A 13,767-nucleotide genomic window follows, 5' to 3' on the forward strand; every position below is an offset into this window, starting at 1 on the left:
AAGGTTAAAAATGTCAAATAAAGTATCAATAGTAGGTGCAGGAAACGTAGGAAGTATTGTTGCTTATTCTCTTGCAATGCAAGGGCTTGCTCATGAAATTATTTTGGTCGACAGAGATACGGACAGGGCTAAAGGTAAAGCGCTTGATATGAGCCATGCAGCAAGTGCCGTGAGAAGCCATTCCATTGTAAGAGCTGCTGAAAGCTATGAAGACGTAAGAGGAAGTAAAGTTGTCGTAATTACGGCAGGTTTTCCAAGAAAACCCGGAATGACAAGAGAAGATCTTTTATTCAAAAACGCGGAAATTATGAGAGATGTTGTAACTCAGGTAAAAGAAGTGGCTCCCGATGCGATTTTGATTGTTGTGTCAAATCCTCTTGACGCTATGACTTATACAGCTCTAAAAGTTTCCGGTTTTCCTAAAAACAGAGTAATCGGAATGGCTGGAATTCTTGACAGTGCGAGAATGGCTTATTTTATTTATGAAAAATTAGGTTACGGCGCCGGACAGATCAGAGCGAGCGTAATAGGCGGGCATGGCGATTTTATGGTGCCTCTTCCGAAATATTCGACTGTAGCGGGTGTGCCGCTTAGCGATCTTTTAAGCCAAAAAGAAATCGACGAAGTTGTTGAAAGAACGAAAAAAGCAGGTGCCGAGATTGTAGGATACCTTAAAACGGGAAGCGCATATTTTGCGCCTGGTAAATCAACTGCTATTATGGTTGAAGCGATTCTTAAAGACTCTAAACAGATATTCCCTTGCGCAGCATATCTTGACGGTGAATACGGATATAAAGACATTGTAAACGGTGTGCCTGTAATGATAGGTAAAGACGGTGCTGAGAAAGTTATAGAAGTAACTCTTGATCCTTGTGAAAAAGAGCTTTTCAGAAAAAGCGTCGGTGCAGTAAAAGAGATGGTGGATATATTAAATAAAGACTTTTTAAAGGAAGAAAAATGAGAGTAGTAAAATATGACGATATCGTAAAATCAATAAGAGATATGATAATCTACTCAACGACTCACTTGGCTCCCGATATGCTTGAAGCGTTAAAAAAAGCATATGAAGAAGAAAAAAGTGAAGTGTCTCGTGCCGTACTTAAACAGCTTTTAGAAAATGCTGAAATTGCAGAAAAAGACTGGAAACCTTTATGTCAGGATACCGGTCTTGCAATTTATTTCGTAAAAGTCGGAGAAGACGTAAAAGTTGAAGGCGGAACTCTTAAAGATGCTATTTACGAAGGAACAAAAAAAGGTTATGAAGAAGGATATTTAAGAGCTTCTACTTGTGACTGTTTTACAAGAGCCAATCTTAAAGACAAAGCCGGATATAACCTTCCTCCTGTAATTTACTTCGATTTAGTTCCGGGTGATAAAATCGAAATCGAATATGCCGCTAAAGGAGGAGGAAGCGAAAACGTATCACGCGCTACTGTTTTAGCTCCTGCTCAGGGTAAACCGGGAATTAAAGAATTTGTTAAAAAAGTTGTAAGCGACGCAGGTCCGAACCCTTGTCCGCCGTTAGTAGTAGGTGTAGGTATAGGCGGAAGTTTTGATATGGCGGCTGTTATGAGTAAACATGCGCTTTTCAGAAGCATCGGTACTGAAAACCCTGATCCGGAAATGGCTGAGTTTGAAGCTGAGCTTAAAGAAGAACTTAATAAACTCGGAATCGGTGCAATGGGTATGGGCGGTACTCAGACTGTACTTGCTGTGCATATTGAAACATATGAAAACAGAATGTGTCATATTGCATCACTGCCGGTTGCTGTAAATATCCAATGTCACAGTTCTAGACATTCTCATATAACTATTTAAGGAGAAACAATGGCTGAATATAAATTAAAAACTCCACTTACTGACGAAGACGTAGAAAAATTAAAAGCCGGAGATATTGTATATCTTACCGGCGTAATTTATACTGCTAGAGATGCGGCTCATAAAAGACTTGTAGATTTAATAGAAAAAGGAGAAGAACTTCCGTTTGATTTGAAAGGAAGCGTAATCTATTTCGTAGGTCCGACTCCTCCAAAACCGGGTGATCCTATCGGAAGTGCAGGACCAACTACTAGTTACAGAATGGACAGTTATTCTCCTATTCTTATCGAACACGGACAAAAGGGAATGATCGGTAAGGGTAAAAGAAACGAAGCTGTAAAAGAAGCATGCAAAAAATATAAAGCGGTATATTTTGGTGCTACAGGAGGTGCAGGAGCACTTCTTGCACAAAGAATAAAAAAAGCGGAAGTTATCGCATATCCTGAATTAGGTCCTGAAGCGATAAGAAGACTTGAAGTAGAAGATCTGCCTGTTGTTGTCGTTAACGACTGTTACGGTAATGATTTATATGAACAGGGCAGAAAAGAGTGGGAACAGAAATAATTCATTTATAATATTTAAACTATTGAAAGGAGATTAAATGAACATACATGAATATCAAGCAAAAGAGATATTTAGAAAATACGGCGTTCCGACACCAAGAGGAGGAGTAGCGTTTAGCGGTCCGGAAGCCAGAAGAGTAGCTGAAGAGCTTGGCGGAAACCTTTGGGTTGTAAAAGCTCAGATCCATGCCGGCGGTAGAGGTAAAGCCGGAGGTGTTAAGCTCGCTAAAAGCCTTGAAGAAGTGGAAAAAATTGCTGAAGAAATGCTTGGAATGACACTTGTTACTCATCAGACAGGTCCTGAGGGTAAAGTAGTAAAAAAAGTATATATTGAAGAAGGTGCTGATATTAAAGACGAACTATACCTTGGTATGGTACTAGACAGAGCCCTTGAAATGCCTGTAATGATGGCTTCGACTGAAGGTGGTATGGAGATTGAAGAAGTAGCGGCAAAAACACCTGAAAAAATCATTAAAGTAGCAATTGACCCTGCAATAGGATTCCAGCCTTTCCATGCTAGAAAACTTGCATTCGGTCTTGGTCTTCCAAAAGACGAGCAAAGAGAATTTATTAAATTTGCAAGCGCGTTATATAACGTATATATGGATAATGACGCTGAAATGATAGAAATCAATCCTCTAATCAAAACTGGTGACGGTAAATTTTTAGCACTTGACGCTAAAATGGGATTTGACGACAACGCACTTTATAAACATCCTGAAATTGCTGAAATGAGAGACTTAGACGAAGAAGAGCCTACAGAAGTGGAAGCTAAAAAATACGGACTAAGCTATATTAAACTTGACGGTAACGTTGGATGTATGGTTAACGGTGCCGGACTTGCAATGGCTACAATGGATATTATTAAACACGAAGGCGGAGAGCCGGCAAACTTTTTAGACGTTGGTGGTGGAGCTAACCCTGAAACAGTTGCAAAAGGATTTGAAATTATTCTTAGCGATCCTAACGTTAAATCAATTTTTGTAAATATCTTCGGTGGTATCGTTAGATGTGACAGAATTGCTAACGGTATTTTACAGGCTACTGAAAAAGTAGAAGTAAACGTTCCTGTAATCGTAAGACTTGACGGAACAAATGCAGAAGAAGCTGCAGAAATTTTAAGAAATGCGAATATTAAAAATATTATTCCTGCTGAGAATCTAAAAGACGGTGCTAAAAAAGCTGTTGCGGCTGCGAAAGGAGAGTTATAATGAGTATTTTGGTTAATAAAGATACGAAAGTAATAGTGCAAGGGTTTACCGGTAAAGAAGGTACTTTCCACGCTGAACAATGTATGGCATACGGGACTCAAATCGTAGGTGGTGTTACACCAAATAAAGGCGGAATGACACACCTTGGAAAACCTGTATTCAATACTGTTGAAGATGCTGTAAAAGCTACTGGTGCTACTGTTAGTATGATTTTCGTTCCGCCTGCATTCGTTGCGGACGCTGTAATGGAAGCTGCAGATGCGGGAATCGAACTTGCTGTAATTATTACAGAAGGTGCTCCGGTTAAAGATATGATGTATGCAAAACATTACGCACAGAAAAAAGGAATGAACACAATCGGACCGAACTGTCCTGGTATCATTACTGCTGAAGAGTGTAAAATCGGGATTATGCCTGGTAACATCTTCAAAAAAGGTAATGTCGGTCTTATTTCTAAATCTGGTACATTAACTTACGAAGCAAGTAACCAGGTGGTAAAAGAAGGATTCGGTATCACTACTGCTGTTGGTATCGGTGGTGACCCTATAATCGGTCTTAGTTATAAACAACTTCTTCCGATGTTTGAAGCGGATCCTGAAACTGAAGCAATCGTAATGATTGGTGAAATCGGTGGGGATCTTGAAATTCAGGCAGCTAAACTTATTAAAGAACAGATTAGCAAACCTGTTGTAGCGTTTATTGCAGGACAGACTGCTCCTAAAGGTAAAAGAATGGGGCATGCCGGTGCGATTATCAGCGGAAGCAAAGGTACTGCGGCAGAAAAAATGGCAGCACTGGCAGAAGCCGGTGTATATGTAGTTGAATCTCCTGCAGATATCGGGGCAACTGTTGCAAAAGCTCTTCAGGAGAAAAAATAATCTTCAAACCCTTTTTTTGGGTTTTTATCTCTTTTATTTATCTTATATTTACTTCTAAAATACACAATAACGTTAAGAATGGTAATATTTATTGTTTTTTTTAGATTAGAGCATCATGTTTTTTACTAATTATTTTTTTGTTTTATTATCAAGCTGTTTATATGTAACATTTTTACACAATAATATAGGTTGTTATTTTTATTAAGAGTTTTTTAGTGTTAATTTTGGTATTATATATAACGTAAAGAAACGCTAAAGGAGTTTATATGGCATTAAATGTAGATTTTAAATTACCTGCTCCGGAAAATACGCCGGTATGGGTTGATGAAAGTAAATGTAAAAGTTGTGAATTGTGTGTTGATTTCTGTCCTACGGGAGTTTTAGAAATGGTACCTGATCCGCATAATATTTTAGGACAAATGGTAAAAGTAACACATCCTGAATATTGTATCGGATGTAGAGAATGCGAACTTGAATGTCCGGATTTTTGTATTTTTGTAGCAGAAAGAGATGAGTATAAATTTAAAAAATTAAATGAAGTTAAAAAGTTAAAAGGAGAAGCGTAATGCCAAGAGAAGTAGTAAGTACAGGAAACCAGCTGGCAGCTAAAGCGGCAATTGATGCTGGATGTAGATTTTTCGGTGGTTATCCAATTACGCCGTCAAGTGAAGTTGCTCATGAAATGAGTAAATTACTGCCAAAAGTTGGCGGACAGTTTATCCAAATGGAAGATGAAATCGCAGGTATTTCAGTGGCACTCGGTGCTAGTATGAGCGGTGTTAAGTCTATGACAAACACATCAGGTCCTGGTATTTCATTAAAAGCTGAGCAGATAGGTTTAGCATTTATTGCTGAAGTTCCGCTTGTAATTACAAACGTAATGAGAGGCGGTCCGTCTACTGGTCTTCCGACAAGACCTCAGCAGGGTGATATTCTTCAGGCACAGGCTCCTACACACGGTGATTATCAGTCAATTACATTATGTGCCGGAAGCTTGGAAGAATGTTATACTGAAACTGTAAGAGCATTTAATCTTGCAGAAAGATTTATGACTCCGGTATTCGTGTTACTTGACGAAACATTAGGTCATATGGTTGGTAAAGCCGAACTTCCTGATCTTGAAGAAGTTCAAAAAAATATAGTAAACAGAAGAGTATATGAGGGTGATCCAAAAGATTACAGACCTTATGACGTGCCTCAGGATGAACCTGCAATTCTAAATCCGTTCTTTAAAGGATACAGATACCATATTACAGGACTTCATCACGGACCTACAGGATTCCCTACAGAAGACGCTAAAATGTGTCAGGATTTAATTGACAGACTGTTTAATAAAATCTTGGCTCATAAAGATGAGATTGAAAGTTATGAAGAATTTATGCTTGACGATGCTGATATTGCAGTAATCGCATACGGAAGTGTGTCACTTTCTGTAAAAGAAGCAATTAAAGAACTAAGAAAAGAAGGTATTAAAGTAGGACTGTTCAGACCTATCACTATGTGGCCGTCTCCGGAAGAAAAAATTGCGGAAGTTTGCAAAAAATTCGACAAAGTTCTTGTAACTGAAATGAACAAAGGTCAGTATATTAAAGAAATCGAAAGAGTAAGCGGAAGAAGAGATTTCGAAACTCTATTCAAAGCAAACGGTAGACCTATATCTCCGGCAGAAATAAAAGCAAAATTAAAAGAAATGGTATAAGGAGCAGATAATGGCATTTAATTACGATTATTATTTAAGAACAGACAAAATGCCAACACTATGGTGTTGGGGATGTGGTGACGGTATTATTATGAAAGCAATGATCAGAGCTTTCGCTAAACTAGGATGGGATAAAAACGATATCTGCGTTGTATCTGGTATCGGATGTTCGGGAAGATTTTCAAGCTACATCGACGCAAACACTGTTCATACGACACACGGAAGAACTGTAGCATACGCAACAGGTATCAAACTTGCAAACCCTGATAAACACGTAATCGTTGTTGCTGGTGACGGTGACGGACTTGCAATCGGAGGTAACCATACAATTCACGGATGTAGAAGAAATATTGATCTAAACTTCGTATTAATCAATAACTTCATCTACGGTCTTACAAACAGCCAGGTTTCACCGACTACTCCAAAAGGTGCTTGGTCTGTAACAACTCAGTATGGAAATATTGACCCGACTTTTGACCCGGCGGAACTTGCTAAAGGTGCTGGTGCTACATTTATCGGTAGAGAAAGCGTTGCTGAAGCTCAAAAACTTGAAAGACTTTTTGTAAAAGGTTTCCAACATAAAGGATTCAGTTTCTTTGACGTTCATTCTAACTGTCACGTAAACTTCGGTAGAAAAAATAAATTAGCTCAGGCTAAACAAAATATGGACTGGATTGAAGGTAACTTAATGCCTAAAAACAAATGGGATAAACTAAGCCCTGAAGAGCAATATGAGCTTAAACAAAAAGGTGTAAAACCAAGAGGAATCTTACATCACGTAGAAGAGCCGGAATACTGTGAAGAATACTACAAACTAATCGACAGAGTAAGGGGCAACTAATGAGAAAACAATTAAGATTTACAGGGGTTGGAGGACAGGGTGTCCTTCTTGCTGGTGAGATTTTAGCAAGAGCTTACGTAAAAGCTGGAAAATACGGAGTTCAGGTAGGTACGTATACTTCTCAGGTTAGGGGAGGGCCTACTAAAGTTGATATTATTCTTGATGATGAGCCTATTCTTTATCCGTATGCGGTTGACGGTGAAATTGATTTCATGTTAAGCGTTGCTGATAAATCATATCAGTTATTCAAAGACGGTGTAAAAGACGGAGGAATTATTGTATATGAGCCAAATCTGGTTTATCCTACTGATGAAGATAAAAAAAGATGGAATATGTATCCTATCGAAGTAATTACAATCGCAAAAGAAAAAGTAGGAAACGTAATTACACAATCAGTTGTAGCGCTAGCAATTGCTACAAGAATGAACAATCTTGATCACGATCTTGTATTCCAGGCAATGATCGAAACAGTTCCAAGTAAAGCTGTAGAAGTAAATAAAAAAGCTTTTGAATTTGGATATCAAGCGGCGGAAGAGGCTTTAAAAACTAAAGCTTAATCTTCTTCCTTTTTATTTATTTGATATGTTATAGTGTCTGGCGCTATAGTTGATGGTTGATGGTTGATGGTTGATGGTTGATGGTTGATGGTTGATGGTTGATGGTTGATGGTTGATGGTTGATGGTTGATGGTTGATGGTTGATGGTTGATGGTTGATGGTTGATGGTTGATGGTTGATGGTTGATGGTTGATGGTTGATGGTTGATGGTTGATGGTTGATGGTTGATGGTTGATGGTTGATGGTTGATGGTTGATGGTTTTAAAGTGACAGACACCATATATTTTAGCGGTGTAGTTAAAAATTATAAGAATTATACTCGTATTTGTGTTAAATTATTTATTAGTATTAAAGTAATTAAAGTTAAAAAAGAGTAAAAGGATTATTTTCCTTTTACTGCGTCAAGCGCTCTTTGGAGAAGCTCTGCATGATAAACTTCCTGTCTTGATATAAACAGTAAGAAGTTACTAAGCTCATCGTTTCCGATTTTTTCCGCTAAAATCAGGCACTGTTTTTCAGCGTCCATTTCTTCTTCGATGTTTTCTTTCAAAAACTCTACTATTCCGATATTTTCATATTTTTCATGAGGAATAGGTCTAGGAAGCGTTAATACTCCCATTTGGCTTGCAAGTTCTGCAAATCTTCTTAGATGATAAATTGAATCGTATGCCAAGTCTGTAAATGCCGAATTTGCGTCTACTTCGTTTGAGTGGACTTTTAAATAACTGTAAATGGTAATAAGTTCGTATTCTTTGAATGTTTCTTCCATTAGGAAAAACACTAGAGCTGCTTTTGCGTTTTCTTCAAGATCTACTCCAGGCAGTTCTTTTGACTGATTAAATGCTGTAACAGTGCCTTCAAGATCCAGTTTTTTAAGCTGAGCTAGGAAATACTCGTCGTCGTTTTTAAATCTGTCTGTTGAAACTGTTTTGATTTCTTCATAGCTTCTAAGATTTTCTTCTAAATCGTTGATAAGCACTTCAAGCAAATCCTCTTCGCTTTGCACCTCTATTTTTTTGATTTCTTCTTCTTTGAAATCCATGTCGAATTTAACACCGGCTTTTACGGCATCTGCCATAGCCCATACCATGTGTCTGTATTTAAATACCGCAATGTCTTCAAGAAGCTTTTTTGCGCTCTGTTCTTTTACCATTACGGCAGCATAAATAAATTTGATAAAACTCTCATGCTGAAATCTGATTAATCTTTGCATGCTAATCCTTTTTTGTTTTAGTATATCCAATGGAGTAATAAAAAAAATTGATTTAAGTCAACTTTTGATGATTTAGGATATATTTTATCGCATTTTCATAACTTTTGGTGTTTGCTCTGCCTTTATACGCAATGTCGAAGGCTGTCCCGTGGTCGACTGACGTTCTAAGTATAGGAAGATTTAAGCTTACATTTATACTTTCATCAAAATAAAGAGCTTTAAGCGGTGCAAGTCCCTGATCGTGATACATGGCAATATACCTTCCTTTACCCGAAGAAAAAGCGGTATCGGGAACAAGAGGGCCGTAGTAGAAGTCTTTATTAATTATTTTATTGGCTTCTTTTATTGCAGGCAAGATCTCTTTAATTTCTTCATCACCCAACACCCCGCCGTCACCGGCATGTGGATTGAGCCCGAGTACACCGACTTTGTGAAAATTAGTCGAATTGTAAAAATCAATGAAAAATTTTATTAAATTTTCTTTTTTAACTCTTTCGGTCACATTTTTTAGCGGAATATGCTCGGTAAAGAGCGCCACATACATCTCTTCACATCCGAGCATCATAATAGCGTCTTTTTTAAAAACATCTCTTAAGACTTCAGTATGGCCTTTGTATTTAATTCCGGCTTTCATCCAGCTTTCTTTGTTTATAGGAAGCGTGGTAATCGCATCTGCTTTTTTATCTTTTGCCAGATTAACAGCCGCCATGAAGCTATCAAACGAATATTTTCCGGCATCTGCATCCACGGTTCCGGGTTTTATTTTAAAATCTCCTTCGACTTCAAAGATTTCAAAATCGTTCGGAATTGGCATATTAAGCAGTTTTGCAGCTTTTTTTAACATTTTTTCGTTAATGCAATATACCGGTTTTACCCATTGTTTTATCGTGTTGTGTGCTTTCAGGGCTATTTCAATTCCTACTCCGTTTAAATCACCTATACTAACTGCGATTTTTTGCATAAATTCTTGCCTTTTCGAGATCATCTTTTGTATCTATTCCGAAACTTTCGGTTTTTACCTTGATCATTGCTATTTTTTTACCGTTCTCAAGCACTCTTAACTGCTCCAGCTTTTCAATATGTTCAATAACACCGTTCATTGTTACAAATTCGTCAAGACTTTTTTTTGTAAATCCGTAAATACCGATATGTCCATAATACTGATGAGGAACGTCGTCGCGGTTATACGGTATTTTGCTTCTTGAGAAGTATATAGCGTCCTCGTTTTTATCCATTATTACTTTTACTAAATTAGGATCACTAGCGCTAATTTCGTCTATTTCTTTATAACAGCTCACCATCGAAAAATCCCTGTTTTTGATTTCTAATAGTTTTTCTTTCACCGCGGTTAATATTTCAGGCTCTAAAAAGGGCTCGTCTCCCTGCATGTTGATTACTATGTCATTGTCTTTGAGTTCCAGTATATCCGCCGCTTCTTTTATTCTGTCGCTTCCGCTTTTATGCCTGTCGCTTGTCATAACGGCGTTAAATCCGTATTTTTTGCATATTTGAATAACTTCTGGCGAATCCGTGGCTATGCATACGTCGTCCGCCTGTTTGGCAACTTCGGCGCACCATATTATCATCGGCTTGTTATTTATCTCGGCAAGAACTTTATTAGGAAGTCTGCTAGAGGATAAACGGGCGGGGATTATTATCATAATGAACCTTTTTAGTTATAATTTTACAAAAAAAAAGGCAATAAATGATTAATAAAATAAAAGAAAAAGTAAAAAGTTCAAAGAATATCGACGAACATAAAAAGGGTGTTATACTTGAAAAAATAGACGAATGGAGAAATGAAGATAAAGCTATGGCTCTTATTCCGAATCTTTTGATGAAATATTACGAAAAAGACATCAAGCCTATTTTAGACGAATTAGGACTTAGCAGTTAATGATCCTGTATCAGCCGAAAAACGGATACTGTTACAACAGCGACACTATGTTCTTATATGACTTTATTTCCGGCTTTAATATAAAAGGAAAAGTACTGGAAGTCGGAGGAGGCTGCGGTGTACTGGGACTTTTGATTAAAAGAGATTTTCCTGAAATTGAGCTTAGTATTGTTGAAAAACAGAAGGTTATGTTTGATTTTATCAATAAAAATATAGATGAAAATTCTTTGAAAGCGAATGTAATAAACGGCGATTTTCTTACATACGAATTTGATGAAAAGTATGATTTTGTCATTTCAAACCCTCCTTTTTATCAGGGAACGTTAAAAAGTGAAAATGAAATTATAAAAACCGCAAGGTATGAAGAATCTTTGCCTATGAAAGAGTTTTTTAAGAAGGTAAACGGAGTTTTGAAAGAAAGAGGGGAATTTATTTTTTGCTATGATGCAAAACGAATTGATGATATAATTTCAAATATTCCAAAACCTTTAAAAATTACGGATATAAGGTTTATGTATCCGAGATTGAACAAAAAGGCCACCCTGGTTATGGTAAGGGCCAAAAGACACGCCAAATCAATGGTAAACGTACATCCGCCTTTAATAGGTTTTGAAGGTGAGAATTATTCCAAAGAAGCAGCGGAAATATATAAAAAAGCGGCAACGAAAAGTATAAAAATTTAAATGAAAAGTGAAAAATGAAAAATGAAAAATTAATTTCAAAAGACGGATTTTCATATAAATTCGACCCTGAAGCCTGTAAAGAGTGCGAAGGCAACTGCTGTATAGGGGAGAGCGGTTATATTTGGGTGAGTCCGCAGGATATTAAAAACATTTCCGAATTTTTAAATATTGACGAAGAGCTTTTTAAAAAAACGTTTTTAGTGAAAGTCGGCTACAGATATTCACTAAAAGAAAAACCTTATAAAAACGGTTATGCCTGTGTTTTTTTTGAAAACGGTTGTAAAATATACAGTGTTAGACCTCAGCAGTGCAGGACGTTTCCTTTTTGGGATTATTATAAAAACAGAATTGAAGAACTCCAAAAAGAGTGCCCTGGAATAATTTTATCGGAAGAGACAAAATGAAAAAGGTCAGATTAGCTTTCGGATTAGTTTTACTGCTGCTGATTACGGGCTGCAGCGTAAAACAGCCGCCGGTAGGTAAAAAAGTTATTCCCGATGAAGACAACTATATTATAAAAGCTTTATTCTATGAAAATAACAATAAAGTGGACCAGGCGGTAAAAATATATAAATTTTTATATGAAAAGACAGACAAGCCGGTATATTATGAAAAAATGATAGAAGATCTCTTTTATCTGAAAAAATATCAAAAGGTAATCGCTTTAAGCGACAAATATTTGAAAAAAAGTTTTGATAAGAAAATTTTTATGTATAAAATTTTTGCTTTGCTTGAATTGAAAAAAGTAAATGAAGCCAAAAAAGAGCTGTTGACGAAACTTAATAAAAAAGACGATTTCTTTTATAAAATGATGGCGTTTATTTATTTAAAAGAGCATAAATACGCACAGGCGGCCCAGTATTTAAAATCCCTGTACGCCATGACACATGATAAACAGACGCTTTTACAGCTAGTCGATATTCTTATAAAACTTAAAAAATACAATGAGGCCTTGGCATATTTAAGAACTCATCTTGATATGTACGGATGCGAATATGACATATGTTTAAGACTTGCAATTATTTACAAACAGACTTACGATTATTCAAATCTTGCGACAATATATGAAAAAATGGGCAAATTTGACAGAAAATATCTTATGTTTGCTCTTAGAATATATCTTGATAACGGAAATTACAAAAAAGCTCTGCAGCTTATAAACAAAAACAATTTAGGCGACGAATACAAACTGATCGTATATGAAACAGCGAAAAATTACAAAAAAGCCGCTTTTTACGCAATGAAACTGTATGAAAAAACAGCAAAGCTTCCTTATCTGTTAAAATACTGCACTTATTCATATGAGGCAAATCCTACAAAAGCGACGGCTAAAAAAATTATTCCTAAACTGAAATATTTGCTTAAATTTTATCCGAGTGCATATTTGTACAATTTCTTGGGATATATCATGATTGATAATAATATAAATGTAAAAGAAGGTCTGAAATATGTTCAAAAAGCGCTTGAACTTCACCCTGACAACGAAGAATATATAGATTCTCTGGCATGGGGTTATTATAAACTGGGAAAATGCAAAGAAGCGCTTGAAATTATTCAAAACGTGCACTTAAAAGATAAAGAAATATTAAAACATAAAATTCTTATTAAAAAATGTGTAAAGGCTGAGAATGATATTAGAAAAAATCATAAATCAAACAAAAAAAGATCTTTTAAAAAGAAAAAATAAAGAAGATTTTAATAAGTGTCTTTCATTAAAAAGAGATTTTAGAGATGTTAAAAAAGCTTTAAAATCCACTTCGGACAATCCTTATAGAATTATTGCCGAAGTTAAGAAGGCCAGTCCTTCAAAAGGAGTTATAAGAGAAGATTTTTCTCCTGTGGAGATAGCAAAAGAATATGTTGAGGTGGCAGATGCGATGAGCATACTTACCGAACCTCATTTTTTTCAGGGCAGTTTGGAGTATTTAAAAGCAATTAATGAATTTTCTACAATTCCGCTTTTAAGAAAAGATTTTATAATAGACGAATTTCAGATAGCCGAAGCATACGCGGCGGGGGCTGATTTTATTTTGCTTATAGCAAAAGCGCTTAAAACGGAAGAATTAAAAAAACTGTTTGATTTTGCAAAAAATACGGGACTTGAAGTTTTATTTGAAATTCATGACGAAGCGGATTTGCAAAAAGCTCTGGAGGTTGGGGCCGATATTATAGGATTTAATCACAGAAACTTAAAAACATTTGAAATGGATATGGATTTAAGCAAAAAGCTTATACCTTTGCTTCCGGAAGGTGTTATCGTAGTGGCTGAAAGCGGAATAAACGATTTTGACACGGTAAAAAAACTTTCAAAAAACGGTGTGGACGCATATCTTGTCGGAGAGCATTTTATGAGACAGGACAACATAAAAGAAGCTGTTTTAAAACTTAAAGGAAAGATTTAAAATTA

17 protein-coding genes are annotated in these 13,767 nt (G+C 36.4%); 14 read left to right on the forward strand and 3 right to left on the reverse strand.

The window, feature by feature from the left end; genetic code table 11:
- Positions 1-10: 10 nt before the first annotated feature.
- The 9 genes from mdh (at position 11) to ACZ5EP_RS01355 (ending at position 7,567) form a co-directional block, all read left to right on the forward strand.
- Complete coding sequence (gene mdh, locus ACZ5EP_RS01315; RefSeq protein WP_127681022.1) at positions 11-961, forward strand: malate dehydrogenase; 951 nt, start codon at positions 11-13, stop codon at positions 959-961.
- On the forward strand, positions 958-1,818 hold the full coding sequence (locus ACZ5EP_RS01320) for a fumarate hydratase (protein WP_464509130.1): 861 nt from the start codon (positions 958-960) through the stop codon (positions 1,816-1,818). The genes mdh and ACZ5EP_RS01320 overlap by 4 nt, the downstream gene beginning before the upstream one ends.
- A 9-nt stretch (positions 1,819-1,827) precedes the next feature.
- A complete protein-coding gene (locus ACZ5EP_RS01325; protein WP_127681017.1) occupies positions 1,828-2,382 on the forward strand; it encodes a Fe-S-containing hydro-lyase in 555 nt (184 codons plus the stop codon).
- A 37-nt stretch (positions 2,383-2,419) separates the two neighbouring features.
- Positions 2,420-3,592 carry an ADP-forming succinate--CoA ligase subunit beta gene (gene sucC, locus ACZ5EP_RS01330; RefSeq protein ID WP_127681015.1) on the forward strand — a complete coding sequence of 391 codons (1,173 nt, stop codon included), beginning with the start codon at positions 2,420-2,422 and terminating at the stop codon, positions 3,590-3,592.
- Complete coding sequence (gene sucD / locus ACZ5EP_RS01335) at positions 3,592-4,470, forward strand: succinate--CoA ligase subunit alpha (RefSeq protein ID WP_464509131.1); 879 nt, start codon at positions 3,592-3,594, stop codon at positions 4,468-4,470. Before sucC ends, sucD begins: the two co-directional genes overlap by 1 nt.
- A 266-nt stretch (positions 4,471-4,736) precedes the next feature.
- Complete coding sequence (locus ACZ5EP_RS01340) at positions 4,737-5,036, forward strand: 4Fe-4S binding protein (RefSeq protein ID WP_127681011.1); 300 nt, start codon at positions 4,737-4,739, stop codon at positions 5,034-5,036.
- Complete coding sequence (locus ACZ5EP_RS01345) at positions 5,036-6,169, forward strand: 2-oxoglutarate synthase subunit alpha (RefSeq protein WP_464509132.1); 1,134 nt, start codon at positions 5,036-5,038, stop codon at positions 6,167-6,169. The genes ACZ5EP_RS01340 and ACZ5EP_RS01345 overlap by 1 nt, the downstream gene beginning before the upstream one ends.
- Before the next feature lie 10 nt (positions 6,170-6,179).
- Positions 6,180-7,010 (forward strand): 2-oxoglutarate ferredoxin oxidoreductase subunit beta, encoded by an 831-nt coding sequence (locus ACZ5EP_RS01350; RefSeq protein WP_127681006.1) that lies wholly within the window; start codon positions 6,180-6,182, stop codon positions 7,008-7,010.
- Positions 7,010-7,567: a 2-oxoacid:acceptor oxidoreductase family protein gene (locus tag ACZ5EP_RS01355; protein WP_127681004.1), complete on the forward strand. Its 558-nt coding sequence runs from the start codon at positions 7,010-7,012 to the stop codon at positions 7,565-7,567. The genes ACZ5EP_RS01350 and ACZ5EP_RS01355 overlap by 1 nt, the downstream gene beginning before the upstream one ends.
- 382 nt (positions 7,568-7,949) lie before the next feature.
- Here the strand turns inward: ACZ5EP_RS01355 and ACZ5EP_RS01360 are convergent, their stop codons facing one another.
- Genes ACZ5EP_RS01360 through kdsB form a run of 3 tightly spaced genes read right to left on the reverse strand, consistent with a single transcriptional unit; the run spans position 7,950 to position 10,441 of the window.
- Positions 7,950-8,780 carry a 4-hydroxythreonine-4-phosphate dehydrogenase gene (locus ACZ5EP_RS01360; RefSeq protein ID WP_464509133.1) on the reverse strand — a complete coding sequence of 277 codons (831 nt, stop codon included), beginning with the start codon at positions 8,778-8,780 and terminating at the stop codon, positions 7,950-7,952.
- 52 nt (positions 8,781-8,832) lie between these two features.
- Positions 8,833-9,741, reverse strand: coding sequence for a 4-hydroxythreonine-4-phosphate dehydrogenase (gene pdxA, locus ACZ5EP_RS01365; protein WP_464509134.1), 909 nt, complete (start codon positions 9,739-9,741; stop codon positions 8,833-8,835).
- On the reverse strand, positions 9,722-10,441 hold the full coding sequence (kdsB, locus tag ACZ5EP_RS01370; RefSeq protein WP_464509135.1) for a 3-deoxy-manno-octulosonate cytidylyltransferase: 720 nt from the start codon (positions 10,439-10,441) through the stop codon (positions 9,722-9,724). Before kdsB ends, pdxA begins: the two co-directional genes overlap by 20 nt.
- Positions 10,442-10,485: 44 nt before the next feature.
- Between kdsB and ACZ5EP_RS01375 the strand changes: the two genes are divergently transcribed.
- The 5 genes from ACZ5EP_RS01375 to trpC are packed head-to-tail and all read left to right on the forward strand — an operon-like array spanning position 10,486 to position 13,762.
- Positions 10,486-10,677 (forward strand): hypothetical protein, encoded by a 192-nt coding sequence (locus ACZ5EP_RS01375; RefSeq protein ID WP_127680996.1) that lies wholly within the window; start codon positions 10,486-10,488, stop codon positions 10,675-10,677.
- Entirely contained in the window at positions 10,677-11,360 is a 684-nt protein-coding gene (locus ACZ5EP_RS01380; RefSeq protein WP_464509136.1) for a tRNA1(Val) (adenine(37)-N6)-methyltransferase, read from the forward strand. Before ACZ5EP_RS01375 ends, ACZ5EP_RS01380 begins: the two co-directional genes overlap by 1 nt.
- A 14-nt stretch (positions 11,361-11,374) precedes the next feature.
- On the forward strand, positions 11,375-11,764 hold the full coding sequence (locus ACZ5EP_RS01385) for a YkgJ family cysteine cluster protein (protein WP_127680992.1): 390 nt from the start codon (positions 11,375-11,377) through the stop codon (positions 11,762-11,764).
- On the forward strand, positions 11,761-13,047 hold the full coding sequence (locus tag ACZ5EP_RS01390; protein ID WP_464509137.1) for a tetratricopeptide repeat protein: 1,287 nt from the start codon (positions 11,761-11,763) through the stop codon (positions 13,045-13,047). The genes ACZ5EP_RS01385 and ACZ5EP_RS01390 overlap by 4 nt, the downstream gene beginning before the upstream one ends.
- A complete protein-coding gene (trpC, locus tag ACZ5EP_RS01395) occupies positions 12,989-13,762 on the forward strand; it encodes an indole-3-glycerol phosphate synthase TrpC (RefSeq protein ID WP_464509138.1) in 774 nt (257 codons plus the stop codon). Before ACZ5EP_RS01390 ends, trpC begins: the two co-directional genes overlap by 59 nt.
- The last annotated feature ends 5 nt before the right edge of the window (positions 13,763-13,767 follow it).

The organism is Nautilia abyssi, assembly GCF_055388085.1.